This is a genomic window from Streptomyces sp. NPDC002499, assembly GCF_053595415.1.
Map to the genome: position 1 here is coordinate 91,389 of NZ_JBSFXO010000015.1, position 26,333 is coordinate 117,721.

The window sequence follows — 26,333 nt, forward strand, 5'->3', positions numbered from 1 at the left end:
CCTACTGGTCGTCGTCGCCCAGCGGGTTCTCCGGTTCCGTCGGTGTCTCCACCGGTGTGGAGGCCGGTGGGGACGTGGTCGGCGACTGGCTCGGCGTCTCGACCGGCGCCGAGGTGGTCGGCGACTGGCTGGGCGGCGCCGAACTCGTCGGCGGCTTGGACGTCGTCGCCGACTCGCTGGGCGTCTCGCTGGGCGTCTCGGAGACCGTCGGCGTCGTGCTCGGCTGGACGGCCGCGCCCTGCGTGGTGTCCAGGTCGAACTTGTTGTTCGCCTTGGTCACTCCGAACATGTACGTCGCCCAGATCTGCGCCGGGTAGCCACCACCGTTGATGCGGCCGGGGGCGGGGATGAGACCGGTCGCACCGGTCAGTGTGACCTGTGCGCCGCCCTTCTTGCCCTCACCGAACAGGCCCACCGACGTGACCAAGTCAGGCGTGTAGCCGGTGAACCAGGCCGACTTGTTGTTGTCGGACGTACCCGTCTTGCCCGCGACCTGCTGGCCGTCGCGCTTCTCGTTGTCCCGCACCGACTTCTTCGCCGTACCGTCGTCGACCACACCCGTCAGCACCGACGTGACCGTGTCGGCGGCCTCGCGGCTGACGATCTGGGCGCCGATCGGATCCGGCAGCTTCACCTGGCGCTTGCTGTTCTCGACCGACTTGATGATGGTCGGGGTGACCTGTCTGCCGTGGTTGTCGAGGGTCGCGTACACACCGGCCATCTGCCACGGGCTCGCGCCCATGGTGCCCAGCGTCTGCGCGGGCACCGCCTTGAGGTCGGCGGTGTCCATGCCCATCTGACTGCCGACCTTGAGCACCTTGTCCATGCCGACGTCCACGCCCATCTGCGCGAAGACGGAGTTGACGGACTTGTTCATCGCCGTCTGGACGGTGATGTCGCCGTAGTTCTGGTCGTCCTCGTTCTCCGGGGCGAAGCCGACCTTGGTGCCGTTGTCGACGACCTGGCGCTTGCTGGTGCCGTCGTAGATCGTGTTCGCGGAGATCGCCTTGCCGGACTGGGTCTTGGCGTCCTCGTCGAGGGCGGCGGCGAGGATGACCGGCTTGAACGTCGACGCGGGCTGGTAGTCCACGCGGGTCGCGTTGGAGCGGTAGTGCTTGTAGTAGTCCGTGCCGCCGTACAGCGCGACGACCGCGCCCGTCTTCGGGTTCACCGACACCGCGCCGGCCTGGACGTCCCCGTCGACCTTGCGCTTCTTCGGGTCCAGCTTGCTGGTCAGCTGCGACTTGGCGGCGGCCTCCAGCGCCTTCTGCCGCTTCTTGTCGATGTTCAGCGTGATGGTCCAGCCGCCCGCCTTGACCATGGTCAGGGCGTCGTTGACGTTGTCCGCCGTGCCCTGCGTGACGAGCTGCTTGGCGAGCTGGTCGTTGGCCGCGTCCACCAGGTAGCCGGTCTGGCCGCCCATACCGGGCGCGGCCTTGGGCTCCTTGGGCACCGGGAACTTCATCTCCGCGCGCTTGGCCTCGTCGAGCCAGCCCTGGCCGACCATGTTGTCCAGTACGTAGTTCCAGCGCGCCTTCACCAGTTTCTGGCCGGTGGGCGAGGCGACGGCCCAGTCGTACTGGCTCGGCGCCTGGAGCAGCGCGGCGAGGTAGGCGCCCTGCTGGACGTTGAGGTCCTCGGCGTCGACGCGGTAGTAAGCCTGGGCGGCGGCCTGGATGCCGTACGCGCCGCGGCCGTAGTAGCTGGTGTTGATGTAGCCGGCGAGGATGTAGTCCTTGGACTTCTCGCGGTCCAGCTTGAGCGAGATGACCAGTTCCTTCAGCTTGCGCGTGACGGTCTGGTCGGCCGTGAGGTAGTAGTTCTTGACGTACTGCTGGGTGATCGTCGAACCGCCCTGGGTGCCCTTGCCGGACAGCGTGTTGAGCAGACCGCGGGCGGTGCCCTTCAGGTCGACGCCGCCGTCCTGGTAGAAGGTCTTGTTCTCGGCGGCGACGAACGTGTACTGGACCTTCTTGGGCACCTTGGCCAGGTCCACGATCTCGCGGTTGCGCTCGCCGTCACGGGTCAGCAGGCTGCCGTCGCTGTACTTGTAGACGTTGCTCTGCAGCTGCGCGTCGGCGTTGCCCGCCGGGATGTCGATCATCATGTACATCGCGATGAAGGCGCCCATGCCGAGCAGACAGAACCCGAAGACGGCCCCGACGATCTTCTTCCACGTGAACATCCGGCGCAGGAAGCTCTTGTCGTTCTTACCTTTGCCGGTCTTGCCCTTGCCCCGCCCCTTGGCCTCGGCCTGGGCCGCCTTGCGGGCCGCGGCCCGGCCGCCGATGACGGTGGGTTCGGCCTCGGCGGTGGCCGTGGTCGCCGTGGACGTCGTCCCGGAGGGGCCCGTGGGGGCCGTCGACGCCGTCTCTTCGGACGAGCGCGTAGGGGGCGCCGCGCGGCGACCGCCGCGCTGTCGCGCTCGTCTCTCTTCCGCCCGTCCCATTGGTCCGTTCCGCTCCGCTTCGGTCATGTGTGCTCACACGTCACACAGGTTCGCCGCTCAAGTCAGCTCAGAAAGCTAACACCGGGAGTTGTGACACAGGTCCGCCGATCCGTCCTTTCTCGGACGTGAGAATCAGCACCCGTCCCAACGGAACCGACGGCCGAGAGGCGTGAAGGGTTGCCCCACGGGGTAAAGTGATATCACTTAGCTAGAGCCGCGATATGCACGGCGAAGACGTACGAAACCGTACGAGAACGGGGGCCCCACCATGTCCGCACACGACTCCGCACACGACTCCGCACCCACCGCCGACACACCCGCCGACCTGCCCGAGATGCCCGCGCCGCACGTGCGGGAGTTCACCGCGCACAGCATCGGGGGCGGGCTCGTGCTGCTGCTCGGGCTGGCCGGGATCCTGGCCGCCGTCGGCCTGTTCGTGGCCGCCTCCGTGAGCGCCGGCTTCGCCGTCGGCGGTGTCCTCGTCCTGCTCGCGTCCCTGATCTCGCTGCTCGGACTGAACACGGTCGCGCCCGGCGAGGCGCGCGTGGTCCAGCTCTTCGGCCGCTACCGCGGCACGATCCGCCAGGACGGGCTGCGCTGGGTGAATCCCTTCACCTCGCGCTCCAAGATCTCCACCCGGGTCCGCAACCACGAGACCGCCGTCCTCAAGGTCAACGACGCCTACGGCAACCCGATCGAGCTCGCCGCGGTGGTGGTCTGGAAGGTGCGGGACACCGCGCAGGCCACCTTCGAGGTCGACAACTACCTGGAGTTCGTGGCCACCCAGACCGAGGCCGCGGTCCGTCACATCGCCATCGAGTACCCCTACGACGCCCACGACGAGGGCGGCCTCTCGCTGCGCGGCAACGCGGAGGAGATCACCGAGAAGCTCGCCGTCGAACTGCACGCACGCGTGGAGGCGGCCGGCGTCCAGATCATCGAGTCGCGCTTCACGCATCTCGCGTACGCTCCCGAGATCGCCTCGGCGATGCTCCAGCGGCAGCAGGCCGGCGCGGTCGTCGCGGCCCGGCGGCAGATCGTGGACGGAGCGGTGGGCATGGTCGAGGCGGCGCTCGCGCGGATCTCGGAGCGGGACATCGTGGAGCTGGACAACGAGCGCAAGGCGGCGATGGTGTCGAACCTGATGGTGGTGCTGTGCGGCGACCGCGCGCCCCAGCCCGTCCTCAACACCGGGACTCTCTACCAGTGACGGATCCCTCCGAGGGGTCGGCCCCTCAAAGTCGGCCGCAGCAGCGCAAGCAGGTGCTGCTGCGGCTGGACCCGTCCGTCTACGAGGCCCTCGCCCGCTGGGCCGGCGACGAACTGCGGTCCGCCAACGCGCAGATCGAGTTCCTGCTGCGGAGGGCGCTGAAGGAGGCCGGCCGCCTGCCGGACCAGGCGGGACCGATCCCGCGCAGAGGCCGCCCGCCCACCGACCGCGAGACCTGACCCCGGACAGCCGGAGCCAGAGCAGCCGGAGCCAGGGCGGCCAGAGCCAGGGCGACCGAATCCATGTAGCAGAACCGTGACAATCGGCCCCCACCTGCGCACCCGTACACCCCGCCATGATCTACACACACCGCGTATACATGAGGCGTATACACCGTGTGTAGAGTGCTCCGCATGTCCATCGGTCACACCCTCCTGGGGCTCCTGGAGTCCGGCCCGCGCCACGGTTACGACCTCAAGCGGGCCTTCGACGAGAAGTTCGGTCACGACCGGCCGCTGCACTACGGCCAGGTCTACTCGACGATGTCCCGGCTGCTGAAGAACGGGCTCGTGGAAGTCGACGGCATCGAGGCCGGCGGCGGCCCCGAGCGCAAGCGCTACGCGATCACCGACGCCGGCATCACCGACGTGGAGCGGTGGCTGGCGACGCCGGAGAAGCCGGAGGAGTACCTCCAGTCGACCCTCTACACCAAGGTCGTCCTGGCGCTGCTCACCCATCGCGAGGCCGCCGACATCCTCGACAGCCAGCGCTCCGAGCACCTGCGCAGCATGCGCATCCTGACCGACCGCAAGCGCCGGGGCGATCTGGCGGACCAACTGGTCTGCGACCACGCCCTGTTCCACCTGGAAGCCGATCTGCGCTGGCTGGAGCTGACGGCCGCGCGGCTCGACAAGCTCCGTGAGGCGGTGGCCAAGTGACTCCTCCGCCCGGTTCCCTGCTGGCCGCCCAGGACCTGCGCAAGGCCTACGGCCCCACGCTCGCGCTCGACGGCGCCGAGTTCTCCATCCACCCCGGCGAGGTCGTCGCCGTGATGGGCCCCTCCGGGTCCGGCAAGTCAACGCTGCTGCACTGCCTCGCCGGCATCGTGCCGCCCGACTCGGGCTCGATCACTTACCAGGGTCGCGAGATGGCGACCATGAGCGACGCGCAGCGCAGTCAGCTGCGGCGCTCCGAGTTCGGCTTCGTCTTCCAGTTCGGCCAGCTCGTGCCCGAACTCACCTGTGTGGAGAACGTCGCCCTGCCGCTGCGGCTGAACGGCACCTCCCGCAAGGAGGCCGAGCGGGCCGCGCTGACCTGGATGGAGCGCCTGGAGGTCGACGACCTCGGCAGGAAGCGCCCCGGCGAGGTGTCCGGCGGACAGGGGCAGCGCGTCGCCGTCGCTCGCTCGCTGGTCACCGGTCCGCGCGTGCTGTTCGCCGACGAGCCGACGGGCGCGCTCGACTCGCTCAACGGCGAGCGCGTCATGGAACTGCTCACCGACGCGGCCCGGTCCACGAACGCGGCCGTCGTCCTGGTCACGCACGAGGCGCGGGTGGCCGCGTACTCCGACCGCGAGATCGTCGTACGGGACGGCAAGTCCCGGGACATGGAGCGGGCCGTATGAAGGCGGGGCAGTGGGTCAGGGACCTGGCCATGGGGGTGCGGTTCGCCTTCGCCGGCGGGCGCGAGGGCTGGGTACGGGCCCTGCTGACCGCGGTCGGCGTGGGGCTCGGGGTGGCGCTGCTGCTGCTGACCACCGCCCTGCCGAACGCGCTGAACGTGCGGCACGACCGGGAGGCCGCGCGCAGCGACATCACGTACACCGCGAAGAGGATCAAGAAGGCCGACGACACCGTGATCGTCGCGAGTGTCGGTACGACCTTCCGCGACAAGGACGTCCGGGGCCGGGCGCTGGAGCCGGAGGGCCCGAAGGCCCCGCTGCCGCCCGGTGTGGCGAAGTTCCCGGGGGTGGGCGAGATCGTCGTCTCCCCCGCGCTGAAGAGGCTTCTGGAGTCCTCCGACGGGAAGCTGCTGCGGGAGCGGCTGCCGCAGAAGATCATCGGGACGATCGGCGAGAGCGGGCTGGTCGGTTCGGCCGAACTCGCCTTCTACCGGGGCGCCGACGGTCTCGCGCCGAAGGTCGACGGCGGCCGGGTCGAGCGCATCGACCACTTCGGGGACCCGAACCCGTCGTCCGACGCGATGGACCCCGTGCTGCTCCTGCTGGTCCTGGTCGTGTTCGTGGCGCTGCTGATGCCGGTCGCGGTCTTCATCGCGGCGGCCGTGCGGTTCGGCGGCGAGCGGCGCGACCGGCGGCTCGCGGCGCTGCGCCTTGTCGGCTCCGACAGCCGGATGACCCGGCGGATCGCGGCCGGTGAGGCGCTCGCTGGCTCGGTGCTCGGCCTGGTGCTCGGTGCCGGGTTCTTCATGATCGGCCGGCAGATCGCGGGCTCCATGGAGGTCTTCGACGTCAGTGTGTTCCCGAGCTATCTGAACCCCTCCCCCGCCCTGGCCCTGCTGGTCGCCCTCGCGGTGCCGGCGGCCGCGGTGCTGGTGACGCTGTTCGCCCTGCGCGGGGTGGTCATCGAGCCGCTCGGCGTGGTGCGTACGGCGAAGCCGGCCCGGCGCCGGCTGTGGTGGCGGCTGCTGCTGCCGCTGGCGGGGCTCGCGATGCTCTACCCGATGATCGGGCAGGGCCGTACCAACGGCGACTTCAACCAGTACCTCGTCACCGGCGGCGTGATGCTGCTCCTGGTCGGCATCACCGCGCTGCTGCCGTGGATCGTGGAGGCGGTCGTCGCCCGGCTCGGCCCGGGCGGGGTCGCCTGGCAACTGGCCGTGCGCAGGCTCCAGTTGAGCAGCGGCTCGGCGGCCCGGATGGTCAACGGCATCGCGGTGGCGGTGGCCGGGGCGATCGCGCTGCAGATGCTGTTCGCGGGCGTGGACGGCGACTACACCAAGAACACCGGCCTCGACGTGACGCGGGCGCAGATGCAGGTGACGCTGCCGAGCGGGGTGTCGACCGCGCAGGCCGCCGCGAAGTTCCGGGCGACCGAGGGCGTGCGCGCGGTCAACGTCTATTCCGACGGCACCCTCGGCGACCGGCGCTCGGACCCCCAGCACTCCAGCTCGATGACCGTCGGCAGCTGTACGGCGCTGCGCGAGGTGGCCCGGCTGTCCTCGTGCCACGACGGCGACGTCTTCGCCGTCCGCGACGTCGAGTACGACAACGACACGCCCAAGCTCGCCAAGGCGGGCGGGACGCTGTACGTCGACCCGAGCTACGAGGGTGACTCCACGCGCGGCAAGGAGCTGCCCTGGCCGCTGCCGGCCGACGTGAAGACCGCCGATTCGCGCAAGGACATGACCGGCTACGAGCGGGGCGGCTTCCTGGTCACCCCGAAGGCGCTGCCGGCCGCCACCCTGGCGGGCCTGAGCGGGCAGGTCTATCTCAGCCTCGACCAGTCGGTGCCCGATGTGCAGGACCTGGTCCGCAACACGGCGACCGCCGTCGACCCGATGACGGATCCGATGACGTGGTCGGCCACCCAGCGGTCGGACAAGTACACCTCCATCCGCACCGGCCTGTTCGTCGGCGCCGCGGCTGTGCTGGCGCTGATCGGGGCGAGTCTGCTGGTGTCCCAGCTGGAGCAGCTGCGCGAGCGCAAGAAGCTCCTCTCCGCACTGGTCGCCTTCGGTACCCGGCGGCGCACGCTGAGCCTGTCCGTGCTGTGGCAGACGGCGATCCCGATCACCCTGGGGCTGGCGCTCGCGTCGGCGGTCGGGCTGACACTGGGCGCGGTGCTGCTGAGGATGACGGACACGACGGTGCGCGTGGACTGGACGAGCGTGCTGCAGATGACGGGCGTCGGCGCGGGGATCGTCCTGGCCGTGACCCTGCTCAGCCTGCCGCCGCTGCTGCGCATGATGCGGCCGGACGGACTGCGCACGGAGTAGCAGCCGCCCGCAGCCCCCCGCTCGCTCCGGTCAGAGTCCGTACTCCCGTACCACCCGGCGGACCTGGGCGAAGAGCATGCCCACGTTCACCGACTTGCGGCACACGACCACGGCGACGACGTCCTGTTGCTCGGTCATCCGCACGAACAGATGGGTGAGGTTCTCGCTGTTGACGAGGATCTCCTGGAAGAAGTGGTGGTCACTGGTGATCCCGCGACGCTCCTTGAAGACGTCCTCGATCATCACGACCGTACGGCCCTGGAACAGGTCGAGGGTCGCGCCCGCCAGCAGGTCGAGGATCTCTGGCGGGTGGTTGTCCACCGTCTCGTACGACAGCAGCATCCCGGTGGACATGTCGACCACGCCCGAGGCCACACAGTCGGGGGCATCGGTGCGGAGTGCTTTGACCAGGCCCATCACCTGGTCGGAGAAACCTGGGGTCATGCGCTTCGTCGCCATCCCTTCAGACTCCTTCTGGTGCTTTTTCCGGTGCTTTCTCGGTGAGGATCAGGTCGATGCGGTGCAGCGCCTGCCGGGTCGCCCGGTGCAGGTGGTCCACGTCGATGCCCTCGTCTCCGAGTACGACCATGAGGGCGGCGTCACCGACGGCGTAGAAGGCCGCGCAGCCGTGGCTGCCGTAGGTCACCGTCCGTCGCAAGGTGCCGCGGTCCGTCGCCGCCGCGGTGCGCCGGGCGAGGCCGAGGCCGGCCGCGGCGAGGGCGGCGAGGCCCTCCGGGTCGATGGAGTCGGCGGTGTCGGCGGCGATGAGCAGTCCGTCGGCGGCCGCGAGCGCCGTGTCGGTGATGCCGGCCACCTGTTCGCGCAGTCCGCGCATTTCCAGGGTCAGCGCTTCATGGTCCATGGAATCAACTCCCCATATTCTGTTCGCAATTGATCGGTCTTTTCATCTCGGAGTTCTTTCATTTCGAGGTTCCGTTCCGCAGCCGGAAGAACCCTTTCCAGCTCGCGCCGTGCTTCTCCGGGGCGAGCGAGGGGGTGAGTGATTCCGTGATGCCGCTGGCGCCGGGGCTGCGCCGGGGCAGTTCGACGGCGCGCGGCGCGGTGGGCACGGGCGGTGCGGGCGCGGGCGGCGGGGTGCGCTGCCGGACCCCGCCCGGCGGGGTGCGGACGACGATCGGCGTGGGCGGTCCCGGGGTTTCCAGGAGCCCCTCGGCGAGCATGCGGGCCACCTCGACGGTGACGGTGTAGACCCCACGTCCGGTGCGGAAGGCCAGGTCACGGGCGGTACGGCGACCGTCCGCCTGGGCGAGCAGCTCGCTGCGCAACTCGGTGAGCGGGCCGTCGGCCCACCCGGCCGCGGGCACGGGCCGTTCCCGGTCGGGATGGACGGGCCGGGGCATGGCGGCGACCGCGGCGAGCTTGCGGGAGGCGTCCTGGAGCAGCCGTCCGGGCGGCTCACCGACGGTGACCGGGGCCGGCGGCCCCACCTCCCCCTCGGTGCGCTCACAGCCGTGGACACCGCCCGCGGCGATCGCGAACGCGGCGTCCTGCAAGGCCATCACGCACACCACCCGCAGCTGCGCGGCCCCCGCGTACCCGTGCGCGATCAGCCCGGCGACCGGCCAGCGCGCGCCCCCCGCCTCCCGCACCAGCGCGGCCCACTGCTCCCCGTCGATACGCCCCGAGCGCAGCAGCAGCGCCTCGGGCCCCGGCGCCCCCGGCGACTCGACGGCGACCACGAGCCCGTCCCGCAGATGGAAGACCCCGCCGGGCGCCCCCGCCACCCGCAACTCCCCCGTCAGCCCCTCCCGTCCGCACGCGACCAGGGACCGCGCCAGGAGGTCGTACCCCGACATCACGCCCCCCTGCCGTGTCGCACATACGCCTGACGCGTAGCGCTCAGGGGGGAAGGTGTATCAGTCCGGGCGCATATTCCGGCCGGGGGTTTCCAACCTGTCTTCAGGTGACGGAAGTTGCGCCGGAGGACGTGTCAATTCACTTCGTTCGACGCCGCATTTGAGCGATCCGAGGGCGGGTCGGTATCGGCCGTCGGAGGCGAATCCTCGAGGTTCCGCTGTTCCGGTTCCTGTTCGAGGCTCTCGTCCCGTTCCGGTTCCTGCTCCTCTTCCTGCTGTTCCTCCGAATACCGTTTCAGGTAGCTGACCACCGTGTTCGACACCGCCACCAGCGGTACGGCGACCACCGCGCCGCCGATGCCGGCGACCATGCCGCCCGCCGCGACCGACAGGACGACCGCGAGGGGGTGGACGCGGACCGCGCGGCCGAGGATGAAGGGCTGGAGGATGTGGCCCTCGATCTGCTGGACGGCGAGGACCACGGCGAGGGTCATCACCGCGGTGAACACGCCCTGGGTGACCAGCGCGACGACCACCGCGAGCGCGCCGGAGGCGACCGCGCCGACCAGCGGGATGAAGGAGAACAGGAAGATGAACACGGCCAGCGGGACGGCCATGGGCACGTCGAGGAAGTAGATGCCGACGCCGATGAAGGTCGCGTCGATGAGGGCGACGATCACCGTGCCGCGGACGTAGGCCGTCAGCGTGTGCCAGGCGCGCGGTCCCGCACCCGCCACGCCGGGCCGGGCGTCCGCGGGAACCAGCTTGAGCACCCAGCCCCAGATCCGCTCACCGTCGTACAGCAGGAAGAGCGTCGAGAAGAACGCCAGCAGGATCCCCGTGAGGGCCTCGATGACGACCTGGACGCCCTCCAGGCCCACCGAGGTGATCTGGTCGGTGTTGGCGCCGACCGCGTCGCGCAGGTTCTTGGCGATCTGGTTGATCTGCTTGTCGGTGACGTGGAACGGGCTCTTCAGCAGCCAGTTGCGCAGGTCGTCGATGCCGTTCTGGATCTGGTCGGAGAGGTTGTCGATGTTCTCCATGACCTGCCAGGTCACGAACCAGCCGATCAGGCCCATCACACAGAAGCCGAGGATCGCGGTGAGCGCGGTGGCAAGGCCGCCCGGCACCCCGCGCCGCTTCAGCCGCGCCACCGTCGGCTGCAGCAGCGCCGTGATGAGCAGCGCGATCACGAAGGCGAGGATGACGAGTTGGACGGCGCTGATGACCCGCATCAGCACCCACACGGTGCCCGCGAGCACCAGCAGCCGCCAGCCGGCCTCGGCCGCCACCCGTACGCCCCAGGGCACCGCCTGGGCGGGATCGGGGCGGACGGTGAGCTGGCGGGGCGCGGAGGGGCGTTTGACGGTCACGACGGGCGCGGCCGGCGGACGGTCGGCCGGCGGGTCCTCGGACTCGGCGCCCTCGGCGGTCTTCGGCTTGGCGCGGTCCGCGGGTTGCCGGGCCGGTTCCGTCGCGACGGGCGGCGGCGGTACGTCGGAGTCGGAGCTCTCCCGCTCCACCTCGGCCCGGCGCTGATCCAGCCGCTCACTCAGATCCGTGAGTCCGGCGCCGATCCGGCCGAGCCATCCAGGCACGCGCGACATGATTCGCCCTCTACCCCCGTCCGTGCCCACCACTCCTCCCTGGAGTCGTCGCGTCCGACCGTACAGGGCGAAAGCCCCTCCCCTAAGGACGGGGAGGGGCTGCGCGAGGTTGAGAGGTGCGGCCGTCGGTTTCGGGGCGACGGCTCAGGCGTGGCGGCCTAGTACCAGTTGTTGGCCTGCCAGAAGGACCAGGCTTCGCACGGGCTGCCGTAGCGGCCGTCCATGTAGCTCAGGCCCCACTTGATCTGGGTGGCCGGGTTGGTCTGCCAGTCGGAGCCCGCCGAGGAGTACTTGGAGGCGGGCAGTGCCTGGAAGAGACCGTAGGCACCGGAGGACGCGTTGACCGCGTTCATGTTCCAGCCGGACTCGTGGTCCACGATGTTGCTGAAGCACTGGAACTGGGCGCTCGGCACCATCTGGCGGGCGATCGCCTGGATCTGGGCGACCGAGTACGAGCTCTGTACCGGGAAGGAGGAAGCGTCACGCGTGCTGGTGCGGCTCGCGGCCTTCTTGGCCTCGGCGCGCTCCTTGGCTTCCTTCTCCGCCTTCTCGGCGTCGGCCTTCTTCTGCAGGGCGGTCTTGGCGGCCTGCTTGCGAGCCAGCTCCTCGGCGCCCTTCTTGGCGCTCGCGTCGGCCGCGATGGCCTGCGCGTCCGCCTGCTGCGTCAGGGACGCCAGCTGCACGTGGGCCTGCTGGCCCGCGGGTATGTCCGCGAGGAGCGTCGCATCGGTTGCCGTCGCCTCTGCGTCGTTGTTCTGCGCCACGCTGCCCGAGGCAACGCCCACGACGCTTCCGACGGCGGTGACCGCGGTGGCCGAGACCACTGCGAATCCCCGGACCGAGATCCGGCTCACACGGTTTCCTTCCAGCATCGCCCGCTTCGGTGACCCTGGCGGACGCAATCGTGCCCCTGAACACTGGCCTCCCAACTGCGGGGTCACGGGAGGCACGGGCCCGGTGGGCAACTCCCACGAGGGGAGCGCCGCTTGGTGCTCGGGCGGCATACGACGACGCTGTTCAGTTGGCTGTGATGCTGCTGTGGCGTTGTACCGCTGGGGGCACAGGTGTGTCGTATGCGGGGCCTGACAGGAGTGAGACTCTGCCGTAACCGGACGTCGGGTGGCAATTCTGAGTTGCGTGTGAAAGCTCACATCCCGTTTGGCGCCGGTGAATTCGAGAAACAGGGCCACGCGAAGGCGCCGCCCGGCTAGGCTCTTGGCCTTTCCGGACGGCGCCAACCAACGAGTAGCTACCGCAAGTTGAGCACTTGGGTCAGATCTGCCCGTCCTCCAGCATTTCGGTCACAAGGGCCGCGATCTGGGACCTCTCGGACCGGTTCAGCGTGACATGCGCGAAGAGCGGATGTCCCTTCAGTTTCTCCACGACGGCGACCACACCGTCGTAGCGACCGACCCGCAGATTGTCCCGCTGGGCGACGTCATGGGTCAGGATCACCCGTGAATTCGCGCCGATCCGGGACAGAACGGTCAGCAGGACATTCCTTTCCAGTGACTGCGCCTCGTCCACGATCACGAACGCGTCGTGCAGCGAGCGTCCGCGGATGTGGGTCAGGGGCAGCACTTCGAGCATCCCGCGCGCCGTGACCTCTTCGATGACCTCGCGGCTGGTGACCGCGGAGAGCGTGTCGAAGACCGCCTGCGCCCAGGGGCCCATCTTCTCGGCCTCGGAACCCGGCAGATAGCCGAGCTCCTGTCCGCCCACCGCGTACAGCGGCCGGAAGACCATCACTTTCTGGTGCTGGCGGCGCTCCAGGACCGCCTCAAGACCCGCGCAGAGCGCGAGCGCCGACTTGCCGGTGCCGGCCCGGCCTCCCATCGACACGATCCCGACGTCCGGGTCGAGCAGCAGATCCAGCGCGATGCGCTGCTCCGCGCTGCGGCCCTTGATGCCGAACGCCTCCCGGTCGCCGCGCACGAGGCGGACGTTGCCCTCGGACGTCACCCGGCCCAGCGCGTTGCCGCGCTCGGACTGGATGGTGAGCCCGGTGTGCACGGGAAGGTCGGCGGCCTCGGGCACGTACACGTGCCCTTCCTCGAAGAGGATGTCCACCTGCTCGCCGGCCAGGGTCAGTTCGGACATTCCGGTCCAGCCGGAGGAGCCCGTGATGGCGAGTTCCGCGCGGTACTCCTCGGCGAGGAGCCCGACGGACGAGGCCTTGATCCTGAGCGGCAGGTCCTTGGACACGACCGTGACGTCGAACCCCTCGGCCTGCAGATTGCGGGCGACCGCGAGGATGCGGGAGTCGTTGTCCCCCAGGCGGTAGCCGCTGGGCAGCACGCTGGGGTCCGAGTGGTTGAGCTCGACACGGATGGTCCCGCCCAGCTCCCCGATCGGGATGGGGGCATCGAGGCGACCGAACTTCACCCGGTAGTCGTCGAGCAGGCGCAGGGCCTGCCTGGCGAAGTACCCGAGCTCGGGATGGTGCCGCTTGGCCTCCAGTTCCGTGACCACGACGATGGGGAGCACTACTTCGTGCTCCTCGAAGCGGGTCATGGCGTTCGGGTCGGCCAGCAGGACGCTGGTGTCGAGAACATAGGTGCGCCGGTCTGGCATACGGCGCTTTGTGCTGGTCACCACGGAAGGACGTACCCCCTCGGATGAGGTCGGGGAGCGACGGAGTGGAGCTGGACCGGTCGACGGCCGCTATGCACGGGCCGAGAACCGGCCCTCCACTGCTTCTTCCGTGCCGTGACCGCACGGTCGAGCTGGTGCAAAGGGCCTCCCGGGCGGACGGCCCCGTGCCGTCCGCTGAGATCCGACACCCGTGGTTCGGGCGTCGACCTGCTTGGCTTATGCCCTCGAACATGCGCCGCCATGCCACGGCATATGACGGCGCCCCGGTGAACTCCTTGTTACTTCCGCCCCAAAAGGGATGGTCCCGTCGTCTCCCGGACCGCCCCGCCGGCCCCTGCCGGCCCGCCGTCAGCCTCCGTAGCGGCGGTGGCGCAGCGCGTAGTCGCGCAGTGCGCGCAGGAAGTCGACCTTGCGGAAGGCCGGCCAGAAGACCTCACAGAAGTAGTACTCCGAGTGGGCCGACTGCCACAGCATGAATCCGGACAGCCGCTGTTCGCCGCTGGTCCGGATCACCAGATCGGGGTCGGGCTGCGCACCCGTGTAGAGGTGGCGGCTGATCATGTCGACGGAGACGGCGTCGGCGAGCTCCTCCATGGAGTGGCCCTTGTCGTGGGCGTCGAGGACCATCGAGCGCACGGCGTCGGCGATCTCCTGCCGGCCGCCGTAACCGATGGCCACGTTGACCACTATCCCGTCGACCAGCGCGGTGGCCTCCTCGGCCTCCTTCAGCGCGGTCTGCATCTGGCCGGGCAGCAGGTCGGGGGTGCCGACGTGGTGCACGCGCCAGCGGCCGTCGGCGGCGAGGGTGCGCACGACGTCCTCGATGATGCCGAGGAGCGGGCCGAGCTCGTCCTGGGGCCGGTCGAAGTTGTCCGTCGACAGCAGCCAGAGAGTGACGACCTCGACATCCGTCTCGGTGCACCAGCCGAGGAACTCCTCGATCTTCTCCGCGCCGGCCCGGTGGCCGTGCACGGTGGTGGAGCCCGCGGCCTTCGCCCAGCGGCGGTTGCCGTCCATGATGACGCCGATGTGCTTGGGCACCTGAGCGTGGTCCAGGTGGCCTTCCACCCGGCGTGCGTAGAGCCTGACCAGCAGGCCGCGCAGCTTGTCGCGCAGGTTCACGTGATGTCAGCCCCTCCGTACGGTGGCGGTCCCCGCGTCGGCAGCGTACCGCTGCCTGGCCGCACCCGAGTTGGGGGGTCCGGCGGTCGAGGACGCGGTGGTGCGAGACGCGGTGCTTGAAGTTGCGGTGCTTGAGGATGCGTCGCCGAGTGCAGGACGGCGGGGGCCGGTCGAGCGGTTCCCGCAACCCCCGGGTGCCTGCCGTGAGCGTCCGCTCCGGGTATCCCTGTCCGCCCACATAAAACGGGCCGGTCCGTGGGGGGGATACGGACCGGCCCGAGGGGGGGTTTCCACCATAACCCTTCGTAAGTGATGCTGCGTGCATCGGCGTGCCACAACTACTCTCCGGAATCGAACGGCGACGCGCCGATGGCCGTACAAGGGCCCTTTCGTAGCGCGCACATGGCCGAAACACAGCGGATTCCCAGGCGTTTTACCCGTCCCCCGGGTGGGTGACCCCGTCGGCGAACGCTCACTTGACGCGCACATGGGCACAAACGGACGGTCACGGAACCACAGAAAAATCGGCACCGCGCAGCCCCCTCCACTGCGCGGTGCCGCCCGCGCAGCTTTGCTCACGCGAATTACCTTGGTACGAACTTACGTGAGCCATAGGCCCAGATGCGAGCCGACCTCGATAACAATGTGGAAACCCCGCCCCTGCCTGCGAATACGCCGTAGGCGGGCGCTGTGGGGGTGTTATGCCATGGCGGACACCTCCCGTCCTACTCCCCCTCTACCGTCGGTCCATGACCCTGACGATCACGTGGAAACAGGCGAGCGCGCGTCGCATGGAGCGGCAGTTCCTGGCCAACCCGGCGCCGGCGGGCACACCGGTCGCCGATGTGGTGAGCGCCATGCTCGCCACGCACGCGCAAGTGCTGTCGGCGGCGGAGGTGTCGGTGGGGGTGCGCGCGGTCGGGCTGACGCGCGCGGATGTACGGACGGGGTTGTGGGGAGACGAGACGTCGGCATCGTCGACGGATTCGGCGTCGGCGTCGTTGGTGAAGGCGTACGGTCCGCGCGGGACCGTGCATCTGCTGCCGACGCGCGAACTGCCCCTGTGGTGCTCGGCGTTGCCCGCGGTACCGGGCGGGGCCAGTCCGTTCGCGCCGGACGTGCGGGTCACCGAGGAGCAGGCGCGGGAGATCGTGACGGCGATCGGGGACGCGCTCGACGGGACCTGTCTGACCATCGACGAACTGGGCGAGGCGGTGGTCGCCCGCACCGGGCCCTGGGCCGGCGACCGGGTGATGCCCGCCTTCCAGGATCTGTGGCCGCGCTGGCGCCAAGTGATGCACCGGGCCGGCCAGTCGGGCGCCCTCTGCTTCGGGCCGAACCGGGGCCGCAAGGTGACGTACACCCGCCCACCGCACTTCGCCCCGCAGCCCGCGGACGAGGCGCTGCGTGAGCTGGTGCGCCGCTATCTGCACGCCTACGGCCCGTCGACACCGGCGCACTTCGCCAAGTGGCTCGCGGCGCGGGGTGGTTGGGCGGCGGAACTGTTCGGGGAGCTGGCGGCGGCGGGGGAGATCGAGGAGGTGGTCCTGGAGGGAGCGGTCTTGGGAGGGGCGGTCTTGGAGGGGGTGGCGCCCAAGGGCGCCGGGGACGGGAGCGGCAACGGGAGTGGGAGAGGGAACGGGGTCGCTTGGGTCGTGGCCGGCGACACCGTGTTCTCCTCCGAACCCGCGCGCGGGGTGCGGTTGTTGCCGTACTTCGATGCGTACGCCATCGCCGCGCAGCCTCGGGAGCTGCTGTTCCCGGGGGCCGCGTACCGAAGGGCCCTCGCGGGCGGCCAGGCCGGCAACTTCCCTGTGCTGCTGGTCGACGGGATCGTGGCCGGGGTCTGGCACCAACGGCGCCGGGGACGTCGTACGACGGTCACGGTCGAGCCGCTCGGGCGGCTGACGGCGGGCCAGGAACGGGAGTTGGGCGAGCGGGTCCGACGCGTGGGGGAAGTGCTGGAGGCGGAGGCGGAATTAGTGATCGGGGCGGTGACGACGGGGCCGCACGCGTGACGGGCGTGAGGGCTCTCAGGCGAGGGGCTTGCGGGCGTCGAAGAGGTGGCGGGTGCTGTGCGCGACGAACGGGCCCTCGGACTCGATGCGTTCGTGCAGGGAGCGGAGTCGGTCCTCGTACTTCTCCACGGTGAAGTCGGGGACCATCCAGATCACCTTGCGCAGGAAGTGGACAACGGCGGCGATGTCGTAGAACTCGATCCGCAGCTGCTCGGCGCGCAGTTCGACGACTTCGAGACCGGCGGCCTCGGCGGCGGCGCGCTCGCGGTCGGGGTGGCGGGCGTTGCGGGTCGCGTCGGGCTGGGCGCCGAGGAAGTGCTCGACCAGTTCGTAGACGCTGCTTGGGCCGACGTGCTGGGCAAAGTACGTGCCGCCGGGGCGGAGCACGCGGGCGATCTCGTGCCAGTGCGCGCGCACCGGGTGCCGGCTCACGACCAGGTCGAAGGCGGCGTCGGCGAAGGGCAGCGGCGCGTCCTCCCCGGAGGCGACGACGGCGACGCCGTGCGGGCGGAGCAGGGCGGTGGCCTTGGCGACGTTCGGCGGCCAGCCCTCGGTGGCGGCGGTGAGGAGGGGGCGCGGGGCGGCGCCGGGCAACGGGCGGGGGACGGAGCCGAGGGCGAACCCGAGGACCTCCCCTCCCCCGGTCTGGATGTCGAGCGCGGCGGTCGCCTCCGCGAGACGCTCCGCCATCGAACTGGCGTACCCCCAGGAGGGCCGCGCCTCGCTGGCCCGCCCCTCGAACCACGAGAAGTCCCAGCCTGCGGTGGGGACGGCGACGCCTTCGGCGACCAGGTCTTCGAAAGTGCGCGGGTGTACGTCCATGTGGTCATCGTGACAGGGCGTTGTCAGTGGGCGCTGCTAATTTTTCGAGCATGACGACTGGTAACGCATCGGGCACGGTGGCGGGGAGCACGGCGGGCGAAGGTGCCCCGTCCGCAGGCACGACGGCAATGGGCATGCCGTACGCGGGCAGTGAGAAGGAGACGTTGCGGGAGAGTCTCGACCGGCACCGGGACGCGGTGCTGTGGAAGCTGGAGGGGATGGACGACGAGGGGCTGCGGCGCCCGATGACCCCGTCGGGCACGACTCTGCTCGGCCTGGTGAAGCACCTGGCGTCGGTCGAGTACGGGTGGTTCGTGGAGACCTTCGGCGGCGAGGTCGAGCCGCTGTGGTTCGACCCGTACAGCGACGAGGACATGCGCGCGGACCAGGACGAGACGACCGGACAGATCATCGAGTTCTACGGCCGCGCCCGCGCCGCCGCCGACCTCATGATCGCCGGGCGATCACTGGACGACCTGGGCCGGCCCCCGTGGCGCGAGCACTCCGTGTCGATGCGCTGGACCCTGGTCCACATGATCGAGGAGACGGCGAGACACGCGGGGCACATGGACATCGTGCGGGAGCTGCTCGACGGGGCGGCCGGGGACCATCGCCGGGGCTGAGGTGTCGGCCTGGGCGATGGTCGCGGCGGGAGGGGTTACGGGACGGGGGTTGCGGGACGAGGGGTTACGGAACGGGGTCCACGGATTGGCGGCCCGTGGATTGGGGGCCCGCGGATTGAGGGCTACGGGACGAGGGGCCGGACCTCCTCCGCCACGAACCGTACGAATCCCTCGGGGTCGGGCTCGTCGCCCGTCGGCTGGATGATCACCGTGTCGGCACCGGCGTCGGCGAGCCGCTGAACGGCCTTGGCGACGGCTCCGGCGTCCCCGGCGACACCGAGGTCGGGGACGGACTCGACACCCTCGGCGGCGAGTTCGGCGCGGAGGCGGGCGGGGGCGTCGGGACCGGTGGCGGCGAGGAGGTAGACGACGACCTCGTGCCGGGGGGTTGGGGGCTGGGGGGAGCTGGTGGCGGAGGAGGGGTCGGAGGAGGCGGGATCGGCGGAGGAGAGGTCTGCGGGGGCTGGACCGGTGGCCTTCTGCCGCTGCTCGTTCCTCCCGTTGATCCCCTCGTCGATGAGTTGGCGGGCCCGGCGTACGCCCTCGGGCGAAGTACTGGCGGTCAGGACGGTGCCGTCGGCGGCCTCACCGGCGAGGCGGAGCGTACGGGGTCCGGTGGCGCCGGCGAGAACGGGGACGGGTTCGGCGGGCGGCCAGTCGAGCGCGACGTCGTCCAGTTTCACGTACCGCCCGCTGGTGGTGACCCGCTCACCGGCCAGCAGGGCGCGCAGCGCGTCGAGATGCTCCCGCAGCAGGGTCACGGGTGACTCGACGCGGGCGCCGACCTGGCCCATCCAGTCCTGCACGCCGTGGCCGACGGCGAGGATCGGGCGGCCGGGGAACATGCGGTGCAGGGCGGCGGCCTCCATGGCGGTGACGGCGACGTTGCGCAGCGGGACGGGCAGCAGCCCCACGCCGATCCGCACGCGTTCGGTCCAGGCGAGGGCCGCCGCGGCGGTGGAGATCCCGCCCTCCCGGAAGCAGTCCTCCCACAACCACAGTTCCTCCAGCCCAGTCTCATCAGCGAGCCGGGCGACGGAACGCAGTCGCTCAGGGGGCAGTTGGGGCCGGAACACAGCGCCGAGTCCAGTCATGGACCTTTCCTACCCGGCGCGGGGAGCAGGAACAACACCTTTACACCCCTGACAAACCGTCGCTGCCCCCGTCCCTGCTCATGCCCATGCCGTAACGGAGCAGCACGACGCCGTTGCCGAAGACACGGTTCTCGAGGAGGCGGAGGGAGGTGGCGATGTCGGTCGCCTCCGGGAAGAGCCGCGTCCCCTGCCCGACCAGCGCGGGATGGACGTACAACCGCAGCTCCTCGACCAGCCCGAGCCGCAGAAACTCCCCACCGACACCGGCCCCACCGACCCAGAGGTCCCCACGGGTGCCCTCTTTGAGCGCGGCGACCTCCTCGGGCACGATCTCCCGCACCACCGTGGCGTTCCACTCGGCCCGCGCGAGCGTCCGCGAGTACACGACCTTCGGCAGCTCCCGCCAGATCCCGGCGAACTCGGCGGTCACGGCGTCGGCCTCGGGGTCGGCGTCGGCGGTGGGCCAGAAGTCCGCCATCAGCTCATACATGACCCGCCCACTGAGCAACGCGCCCAGCTGTCCGATCTCGTCGTTGAAGTGCTGGTGGAGTTCGTCGTCGACGGTGTGCCAGGAGATGTCTTTGTCGGGGCCTTCGATGTAGCCGTCGAGGGACACGGACATCATCAACACGATTTTCGGCATCTGACACTTCTCCTTCTCCCGGCTCACGTCCTCGCAATCATCCCTGGGAGTCCGCCGCGAACGGATCGTCGAAACTCACCAGTTCCGCGATCTGGCGTAGGAGCCGGCGGAAATGGTCCCGGTGGGGTGTGGCAGTTGTGCTGAGGGTGAGGAGCGCCAGGCTCGTGCCGTCAGGGTGCGGAAGGTGTGCGTGGAGTTGAAGCAAGGGCTCCTGCGGAAAGCCCGAGTCCACCCGGGGAGTGCGGACGCTCTCACTGAACGAGGCCGGGCCACAGGGCATTTCGGCGTACTCGACATGTGTGTGGCCTTCCGCGGCGGTGATTGCACGGGCTGCGGTCACGCCTCGGGGAGCCCATGCGGTGTTCACCCAGGTGACGGTGAACAGGGAGCACACCATGCCCGCGTCTCCGTCTCCGGTGTCGTTGCGGTGCAGACCCAGGGAGCAGTGAACGGTGCCGTCCGAGCGCAAGGTGGCGAACAACCGCTCGGCGAAGAGGAGATCAGCGACGAAACGCTGTCGCGCCGGCTCGTCGGGTGCTGTGGCCAGGAGAGGTTCCATCGCCTCCCGCAGTGCCTCGGTCTTCCGGGAAGCGGGCTCGGCAGAGAGGGAGTCGAGGGGCAACGAGACGAATCCCGGCGGCTTGAGGAACCAGATGCCGTCTCCCTCTGTCCTGGCGCTGGGGTGAATGACGAGGTTCGGCAGGGGTGCCGTCATGGTTCGCGGGACTCCGTGCGGGTGCGTTGTCGGTTGCGCTAGAGGTGCGGTTGCGGAACGTGGCCGACCTGTACGGCGCCGGCGCGTTGGGCGCGCTCGATGTCCGCGGATGCGGCATCCCAGTTCTCCGGAGTGCAACGGCGGTCGAACACCGGGCGCTGATAGAGGAGATGGAGGCGCTTGGGCGTCTTGCCACCCCGAGCGGGCGCGGCGATGACCGCGAAGAAGCGCGGGTCGCCCGCGAACCAGAGGGGTTCGATCTCTGCTCTGCGCCCGGGCTTGGTGCGGGGGCCGTCCATGCGCCTCAGCCACCAGTAGGACCGCTGGTGCTTGATGAACACCAACGGGATCCTCGCCTCCGGATCAGCCGGATTCCGAAACTCGAACCACATGCCGTCGTCCTGGGCACCGGGGTATTTCCCGATCCCGCTGGGCACGCCTTCGAGGGCCTGCCATGCGTACGCGCGCAGGATGCGGCGCATCCGAAAGGCCCAGGGAAAATAGGTGAATTGATTGACGAACCGGTAGAAGCCGTAGAGGAAATACGGCACGAAGAACCAGACAATCCAGTTGGGTGTGTACGTCGAGAGGCCCAGCAGCGCGATCCAGCCCGTGGGCCAGCCGACGAGTCCGATCACGTTCATGGCCATGTGCCTCGCCCAAGCATGACGGGTCGGCGGATGATCCCACGCCACAGGATGGTGGATCGCATTCATGTCAGGCGGTCGCCTTCCCACTCGTTGTCGTTTCAGGGATTTGAGCAGCTTGGGGCCTATTGGAATACACGCCGAGCAAGGTCCACCGTCTCCGCCACGTCGACAGGCCCCAGTAGGAGGCCGTCCGCCGCAGTACCGGAATTGGCCACCCCGTCGCTCTCCAGGGAGTCGAAACGACTGGCGGCCACGCCGTACGAGGCGGTGGTGAAACCGGCCCACGGAGCGACCGTTTCGACGACCTCGACGGTCCTGGTCAGACGCGGTGCCTTCTCCACCACCCACGACGTGAACGGATTGTGCAGTTCGGTGAACTCCTTGGCTTCGGCGACGGTCCTGTCCCCGGCGGCGAGAAACCTCTGGCCGAGCGTCAGCGCCTCACCGGCCTCGCCCACTCCCCTGACCAACAAGGGCGCTCCCTTGCTGACGGCCCCCAGGCCGGGCAGCATCCCAAGGCCGTCCGCCGCGACACCGATTGCGTTGCTCCAGAAGTCGGCGTCGAATTCCCCATGCCGGACGCCGTCCCACAGGGACGTGCGGACCTCCGGTTTCATCAGTCTCCCCACGACCGCTCCCGCGCTCAACGCGGACGCGGCCAGAAGCAGTACGGCCGCGGCGGTGCCGCCGGTGACGACGAACAGGGCCGCGATGGCGAGGCCGGCCGCGACCCAACTGAGAATGTCCGGCAGGTTGTCGACAAACCAGTCGAGCGCGTCCTCGAAGAAGCCCGGCTCGTGCGGCGCCAGCCTCCTGGTGGCATCGCGGATCTTGCCGGCCCGGTGCCGGGCCTTCTCCTCATGCTCCTCGGCGAGCTTCTTCGCTCTGCCGATGACCTTGTCGAGTTCGGCCTGCGCCTCCGCCACGGCCGTATTCGCGTGGGTCAACGCCGCTTTCGCGTCGCCGTGCCGGGAGCCCTTCTCGTGGGCGCCGAGGTCGTTCTCCGCATCACTCGCGCGGCCCTTCGCCCGGGCGAGCACGGCCCGCGCGTCCTTCGCATCGTCATCCAGGCGCTTGGCCCGCCGCTGGAACTCGTCGAGTCCGTCCTCCCATCGGGCAAGTTGCTTGGCAGCCTTGTGGATCGAGTGCGCGGCGTTCTTCAGATTGAGCGGCAACGGACCGTCGCCGAGTTGCTCCCGGAAGGCGACGGCGGCGTCGCCCCGCCAGTAGCTGCCGTCCAACAACTTGGTGACCAGGCCGTGGGTCTCCTCCAGGACCTTGGCGCAGTTCGTGAGCTTCTTCCGCAGATCACAAACGGTGTCCGTGTTGCCCGGCGCGGGGTTGAACCCCAGATGCGGGTAGTCCGGATTGGCCATCGGCCGCGATGACTTGAGGCCCTGCGGCTTGTCGAGGTCGGCGCGGGACCGGGGGTCGAGAGCTGCGCCCGGTCGTTCGACACCGGGGGTGTACGTCACTTCGCACCACTCGCCCCGACACCGCCGCCGCGAGCCTTCTTCAGCGCCTCCTCCAGCGCCTTGTCGACCTCTCGGTAGCTGTCCCGGCTCTTGCCGATGATCTCGGCGAGGCCCTCCGTCTGCTCGCCGATCTGCTCTGTGCCGTCCTTCCAGTCCTCCTGGAAGTCCTCGCAGGCGGAGTCCAGATCGTCTGTCCCGAGCCCGGCGACGGTCGCATCGCTCAAGGCCCTGCGCAGTCCGCTGAGTGAGTTGCTCGACTTCTTCAACAGCTTCATGAAATGCGCGAGTTCGTCGCCGTCGACGACCAAGCGTTCCGCCATGCCCCGGTCCCTCTCCCCAGTTGATCAGCACCGATGGGAGGAACGACCGGGTCCGGGTTTTGTGACGGACGGTGGGGTGCTCCCCTCTTTAGGGGGAGCGCTTACCGGACAGCGGGGGGTGCGGCGGAGTGGAGTGGGTTGCCGGGGTCAGCGGTTGACGGCCTGGATCTCCTGTACGACGACGTTCTGGGTGGCGCCGAAGGTGCCGGGGTCGAGGTCGCCGCCCGGGGAGTTCGTGCCGGTCCAGCTGATGTTCCAGGTGATCGTGGCCCGCAGCGGGTAGGTGCCGTCGCCCGAGGAGCGCAGATACTTCACGCCGCAGGGCGGGGTCTCGCCGGCCTTGCCCTTGGCGTAGGGCTCGCCGATGCGGTCGCCGTCGAGCGGGCAGACGCCGGACGCGGGGTAGGTCTGGGCGTCCGCGGTGCCGGGTTCGATCTTCACCGAGACCGGTGTGGCGGTGGTCGTCGCGGAGATTTGCAGCAGCGGGACGCTCGCCGTGACCGAGACGGGCTTGAACTTGGCCGCGTCCAGCCAGGCCCAGGTCGGGAGATTCACCTTCGTGGTGTTCGCCGGGGCGAGGTCCATCTTCGTGGAGGGGACGCGGATCTCGGCGTAGGCGAGTTGGGCGAGCATCTCGGGCGTGACCGCCTCGGGGATGTTGGCCGGCGGGGCGTCGCCGGTGGCGACCCAGAAGTAGGGCTTCTTGCAGTTCAGCGCGGCGGGGTCGCCCTCGCGTCCCTGGGTGACGTAGGAGTCCCACCAGAAGCCCTTGCCGGCCTGCTCCTTGTTGAAGTCCTTGTAGGGCTTGCCCTCTTCGTATGTCGCGCGCTGCTTGGCGTCCCACTCGTAGCCCGTCGAACCGGCTTCCCAGATCGGCTTGAGGTACTTCTCGAGCTGCTCGGGGGTGTACTTCGGGGCGTAGTAGCAGGCGGGCGGGGTCCAGGTTGTCGTGGAGGTGACCGGGCCCACGGATGCGCCGGAGCCGTTCTTGGAACGGTCGTAGACGATGGCTCCCGCGGTCGAGGTGAGCTTGTCGCCCTCGTTGCCGCCCTGCTCCTGGGTCTCGGAACCGGTGCCTTTTCCGCCGGGCACGAAATCGGCCCAGGCCGACGGGCTGGACGTGAACACCAGAACGCCTGCCATGACGGCGGTGCCGAGCGAGATCCTCGTTATGGCTGGCACTGAGCCGCCCCCCTTGTGGAAATGATCTGCGACGTCTGCCAGACACCGTCGGGGTTCTTGTCCAACGTGGTGTTGTAGAAGACGTAGCTGTTCTTGGTCACCGGCGTTTTGGAGACCTTCCCGGTCTTCTTGTCCTTGCTGAAGCCCTTGCTCTCGTCCGCGCAGAAGGTCAGACCGGCCGATGTCTTGCCCTTGAGCGTCACCTCGCGGTCGTAGTACCGGGCCGAGCCCGTCATCGTGGCCCCGGCGTCCTTGAACTCGGCGACCCACGACAGCGCGGCTTCCAGCGCCTTGCCGGTGTTGTAGTAACCGACGGCCTCGCCCTTGGGATCGGTTCCCGTGATCGCGGCGTCGACGGCACGCATACGCTCCGCGTTGTCCGACAGCACCGCGTCCTTGACGGCGTCGCCGGTCTTCGCGTCCTCGAAGTCGAGCGTCAGGTCGGACGGCAGCGTGATCTTCGGGCGGTCCGACGCCGTCGACGTCGAGGGCGTCGGGGATGCCGACGGCTCCTTGCTGGTGTCGGCGCCTGCGATCTTGTCGTTCTTGCCGGAGCTGTCGTCGTTGCCGCATGCGGACAGCGACAGGGCCGCAGCGGCGGTCAGCGTGATCGCTGCGAGCAGTGTGGGGCGGCGGGTCACGGTCGGCTCCTGGTGGGGCGAGGCTTCTCTCGAGCGAAGCAACGCTATCCAGCGGCATGGAGCGACACCAGGGTGACACCCGTCGACCCAGGGAGCGTATGAGGTCAAATCCCCCACACCCGGGACCACTTGAGTCATTACAGTTACATAACGCGCCAACGTGTTCACGGTGCAGCGATGTGAGCCGATCATTCCACTCATGAACAAGCAAAGGTGAATGTGTTCAGGGTTGGCACTTGTCGCTACCGCGCAGCGAAGTCAACTTCGCCACGGCCCAGACGCCCTTGGCGTTCTTACGGAGTTGCGTGGTGTAGAGGACGTAGTTGTCCTTGGAGGCCGGCGTCACGTCCGTCTTGCCGGTCTTGAGGCTTCGGTTGTAGGCCTTGTTCTGGTCTTCGCAGTAGACGAAGCCCGCCGTACCGTCGTCGCCGACCTTGACCTTCGCCTCGAAATAGCGCTTGGCGCCGGTGATGCGGTCCTTGTAGTCCACGAATTCCTGGATGAACTTCCGGCTTCCCGCCGCAGCTTCACCCTCGGAGTAGTACCTGTACGCCTCACTGAGCGGATCCTGCTCGGCGATGGCCATGTCCACTGCCTTGATGAACTGCTCGCTGTCGGCCATCACCGCGTCCTCGTCCTTGTCGCCCGTCTTCTTCCAGTCGAAGGCGTACGAGAGGTCCGACGGCAGCTCGATCTTCGGGCGGTCCGACGCCGTCGACGTCGAGGGGGTCGGGGACGCCGACGGCCCCTTGCCAGAGATGTCGGAAGTGCCGAAGGTGTCGTCGTTGCCACATGCGGACAGCGACAGGGCCGCGATGGCCGTCAGTGCGATCGCTGGGAGCAGGGCGGGACGGCGGTTCACGGTTGGCTCCTGTGGGGCGGGGCTCGGGTGGAGTGGGCAACGTTAGCCAGTGGGGCGTTTCGGTGCGGGTACGTTCGGTTCGGACGGTAGGCGGGCTGGGTGGAGGTTCTGGGTATGGCGCGGCGGTGGCCGGACGGGCGTGGGGAGTTGGTCGTGGGGGCGGAGGGTGGAGTCGGGGGTGTCTCCGTTCCGTTGGAGGTCGCCACGTCCTATCGGGCCCGTACCAAAGGGCTGTTGGGGCGGGACTCCGTCGACGGGGCGATTCTGCTGTCGCCCGCGAACGGCGTGCACACCTTTCGGATGCGGATCCCGATCGACGTCGCCTATCTCGACCGCCGCCTCAAGGTCATCGCCGTACACACCATGAAACCCGGGCGGTTGGGACTGCCTCGACTCCGTTCCCGGCATGTACTGGAGGCTGAAGCCGGGGCGATGGCGGGGTGGGGGCTGCGGGTGGGGGTGCGAGTGGAGGTATCCGTCGGCTGACTGGCCGGGGCGGGGCTTGGTATGGGGCGTTCCACGGGAGCGATC

The 26,333-nt window shown here is 69.3% G+C and carries 26 protein-coding genes; 8 read left to right on the forward strand and 18 right to left on the reverse strand.

From position 1 onward, the window contains the following. Position 1 precedes the first annotated feature (1 nt). A complete protein-coding gene (locus ACWD5F_RS37355; protein WP_451260746.1) occupies positions 2-2,449 on the reverse strand; it encodes a transglycosylase domain-containing protein in 2,448 nt (815 codons plus the stop codon). Positions 2,450-2,717: 268 nt separating this feature from the next. On the opposite strand from ACWD5F_RS37355, the gene ACWD5F_RS37360 reads away from it, so the two are divergent. From ACWD5F_RS37360 to ACWD5F_RS37380, 5 genes are all read left to right on the forward strand, one after another. Then, positions 2,718-3,659 (forward strand): SPFH domain-containing protein, encoded by a 942-nt coding sequence (locus tag ACWD5F_RS37360; RefSeq protein ID WP_451260747.1) that lies wholly within the window; start codon positions 2,718-2,720, stop codon positions 3,657-3,659. Further along, entirely contained in the window at positions 3,656-3,898 is a 243-nt protein-coding gene (locus ACWD5F_RS37365; protein WP_451260748.1) for a hypothetical protein, read from the forward strand. The genes ACWD5F_RS37360 and ACWD5F_RS37365 overlap by 4 nt, the downstream gene beginning before the upstream one ends. A gap of 174 nt (positions 3,899-4,072) precedes the next feature. Then, the gene (locus ACWD5F_RS37370) at positions 4,073-4,597 is read left to right on the forward strand and encodes a PadR family transcriptional regulator (protein ID WP_123998000.1); all 525 of its coding nucleotides are present in this window, start codon (positions 4,073-4,075) and stop codon (positions 4,595-4,597) included. Continuing rightward, entirely contained in the window at positions 4,594-5,283 is a 690-nt protein-coding gene (locus tag ACWD5F_RS37375; RefSeq protein ID WP_401713453.1) for an ABC transporter ATP-binding protein, read from the forward strand. The genes ACWD5F_RS37370 and ACWD5F_RS37375 overlap by 4 nt, the downstream gene beginning before the upstream one ends. Beyond that, positions 5,280-7,616 (forward strand): ABC transporter permease, encoded by a 2,337-nt coding sequence (locus ACWD5F_RS37380; protein ID WP_451260749.1) that lies wholly within the window; start codon positions 5,280-5,282, stop codon positions 7,614-7,616. The genes ACWD5F_RS37375 and ACWD5F_RS37380 overlap by 4 nt, the downstream gene beginning before the upstream one ends. Before the next feature lie 30 nt (positions 7,617-7,646). Here ACWD5F_RS37380 and ACWD5F_RS37385 read toward each other — a convergent pair whose 3' ends face one another. The 7 genes from ACWD5F_RS37385 to ACWD5F_RS37415 all read right to left on the reverse strand — a co-directional run bounded on the left by ACWD5F_RS37385 (position 7,647) and on the right by ACWD5F_RS37415 (position 14,757). Continuing rightward, the gene (locus tag ACWD5F_RS37385; RefSeq protein WP_123998003.1) at positions 7,647-8,075 is read right to left on the reverse strand and encodes a hypothetical protein; all 429 of its coding nucleotides are present in this window, start codon (positions 8,073-8,075) and stop codon (positions 7,647-7,649) included. 4 nt (positions 8,076-8,079) lie between these two features. Further along, on the reverse strand, positions 8,080-8,478 hold the full coding sequence (locus ACWD5F_RS37390) for a roadblock/LC7 domain-containing protein (RefSeq protein ID WP_401713459.1): 399 nt from the start codon (positions 8,476-8,478) through the stop codon (positions 8,080-8,082). A gap of 58 nt (positions 8,479-8,536) precedes the next feature. Continuing rightward, entirely contained in the window at positions 8,537-9,433 is an 897-nt protein-coding gene (locus tag ACWD5F_RS37395) for a MarR family transcriptional regulator (protein WP_451260750.1), read from the reverse strand. A 134-nt stretch (positions 9,434-9,567) separates the two neighbouring features. Continuing rightward, a complete protein-coding gene (locus ACWD5F_RS37400) occupies positions 9,568-11,040 on the reverse strand; it encodes an AI-2E family transporter (RefSeq protein ID WP_451260751.1) in 1,473 nt (490 codons plus the stop codon). 158 nt (positions 11,041-11,198) lie between these two features. Then, complete coding sequence (locus ACWD5F_RS37405; protein ID WP_451260752.1) at positions 11,199-11,912, reverse strand: aggregation-promoting factor C-terminal-like domain-containing protein; 714 nt, start codon at positions 11,910-11,912, stop codon at positions 11,199-11,201. A 400-nt stretch (positions 11,913-12,312) separates the two neighbouring features. Beyond that, positions 12,313-13,638: a PhoH family protein gene (locus ACWD5F_RS37410; protein ID WP_402352406.1), complete on the reverse strand. Its 1,326-nt coding sequence runs from the start codon at positions 13,636-13,638 to the stop codon at positions 12,313-12,315. Positions 13,639-13,983: 345 nt separating this feature from the next. Then, positions 13,984-14,757: an isoprenyl transferase gene (locus tag ACWD5F_RS37415; protein ID WP_401713467.1), complete on the reverse strand. Its 774-nt coding sequence runs from the start codon at positions 14,755-14,757 to the stop codon at positions 13,984-13,986. Positions 14,758-15,506: 749 nt separating this feature from the next. Between ACWD5F_RS37415 and ACWD5F_RS37420 the strand changes: the two genes are divergently transcribed. Then, entirely contained in the window at positions 15,507-16,775 is a 1,269-nt protein-coding gene (locus ACWD5F_RS37420; protein WP_451260753.1) for a winged helix DNA-binding domain-containing protein, read from the forward strand. A gap of 15 nt (positions 16,776-16,790) precedes the next feature. On the opposite strand, the gene ACWD5F_RS37425 is transcribed toward ACWD5F_RS37420, so the two are convergent. Then, a complete protein-coding gene (locus ACWD5F_RS37425) occupies positions 16,791-17,597 on the reverse strand; it encodes a class I SAM-dependent methyltransferase (protein ID WP_401713470.1) in 807 nt (268 codons plus the stop codon). A 134-nt stretch (positions 17,598-17,731) separates the two neighbouring features. Between ACWD5F_RS37425 and ACWD5F_RS37430 the strand changes: the two genes are divergently transcribed. Then, entirely contained in the window at positions 17,732-18,220 is a 489-nt protein-coding gene (locus ACWD5F_RS37430) for a DinB family protein (protein WP_451260949.1), read from the forward strand. Positions 18,221-18,342: 122 nt separating this feature from the next. Here the strand turns inward: ACWD5F_RS37430 and ACWD5F_RS37435 are convergent, their stop codons facing one another. The 9 genes from ACWD5F_RS37435 to ACWD5F_RS37475 all read right to left on the reverse strand — a co-directional run bounded on the left by ACWD5F_RS37435 (position 18,343) and on the right by ACWD5F_RS37475 (position 25,802). Next, positions 18,343-19,314 (reverse strand): LLM class flavin-dependent oxidoreductase, encoded by a 972-nt coding sequence (locus tag ACWD5F_RS37435; protein ID WP_451260754.1) that lies wholly within the window; start codon positions 19,312-19,314, stop codon positions 18,343-18,345. A 40-nt stretch (positions 19,315-19,354) separates the two neighbouring features. Then, positions 19,355-19,957, reverse strand: a complete 603-nt coding sequence (locus ACWD5F_RS37440; RefSeq protein ID WP_451260755.1) for a dihydrofolate reductase family protein — start codon at positions 19,955-19,957, stop codon at positions 19,355-19,357. 37 nt (positions 19,958-19,994) lie between these two features. Continuing rightward, positions 19,995-20,672, reverse strand: coding sequence for a hypothetical protein (locus ACWD5F_RS37445; protein WP_451260756.1), 678 nt, complete (start codon positions 20,670-20,672; stop codon positions 19,995-19,997). Positions 20,673-20,710: 38 nt separating this feature from the next. Continuing rightward, the gene (locus ACWD5F_RS37450; protein WP_451260757.1) at positions 20,711-21,388 is read right to left on the reverse strand and encodes a hypothetical protein; all 678 of its coding nucleotides are present in this window, start codon (positions 21,386-21,388) and stop codon (positions 20,711-20,713) included. 56 nt (positions 21,389-21,444) lie between these two features. Next, complete coding sequence (locus ACWD5F_RS37455) at positions 21,445-22,797, reverse strand: hypothetical protein (protein WP_451260758.1); 1,353 nt, start codon at positions 22,795-22,797, stop codon at positions 21,445-21,447. Further along, positions 22,794-23,117: a hypothetical protein gene (locus ACWD5F_RS37460; RefSeq protein ID WP_451260759.1), complete on the reverse strand. Its 324-nt coding sequence runs from the start codon at positions 23,115-23,117 to the stop codon at positions 22,794-22,796. Before ACWD5F_RS37460 ends, ACWD5F_RS37455 begins: the two co-directional genes overlap by 4 nt. A gap of 147 nt (positions 23,118-23,264) precedes the next feature. Then, a complete protein-coding gene (locus tag ACWD5F_RS37465) occupies positions 23,265-24,299 on the reverse strand; it encodes a hypothetical protein (RefSeq protein WP_451260760.1) in 1,035 nt (344 codons plus the stop codon). Next, on the reverse strand, positions 24,287-24,940 hold the full coding sequence (locus ACWD5F_RS37470) for a hypothetical protein (RefSeq protein WP_451260761.1): 654 nt from the start codon (positions 24,938-24,940) through the stop codon (positions 24,287-24,289). The genes ACWD5F_RS37465 and ACWD5F_RS37470 overlap by 13 nt, the downstream gene beginning before the upstream one ends. A 223-nt stretch (positions 24,941-25,163) precedes the next feature. Beyond that, positions 25,164-25,802, reverse strand: coding sequence for a hypothetical protein (locus ACWD5F_RS37475; protein ID WP_451260762.1), 639 nt, complete (start codon positions 25,800-25,802; stop codon positions 25,164-25,166). 114 nt (positions 25,803-25,916) lie between these two features. Here ACWD5F_RS37475 and ACWD5F_RS37480 point away from each other — a divergent pair, with 114 nt between their 5' ends. Further along, positions 25,917-26,288 (forward strand): DUF192 domain-containing protein, encoded by a 372-nt coding sequence (locus ACWD5F_RS37480; RefSeq protein WP_451260763.1) that lies wholly within the window; start codon positions 25,917-25,919, stop codon positions 26,286-26,288. Positions 26,289-26,333: the final 45 nt, after the last annotated feature.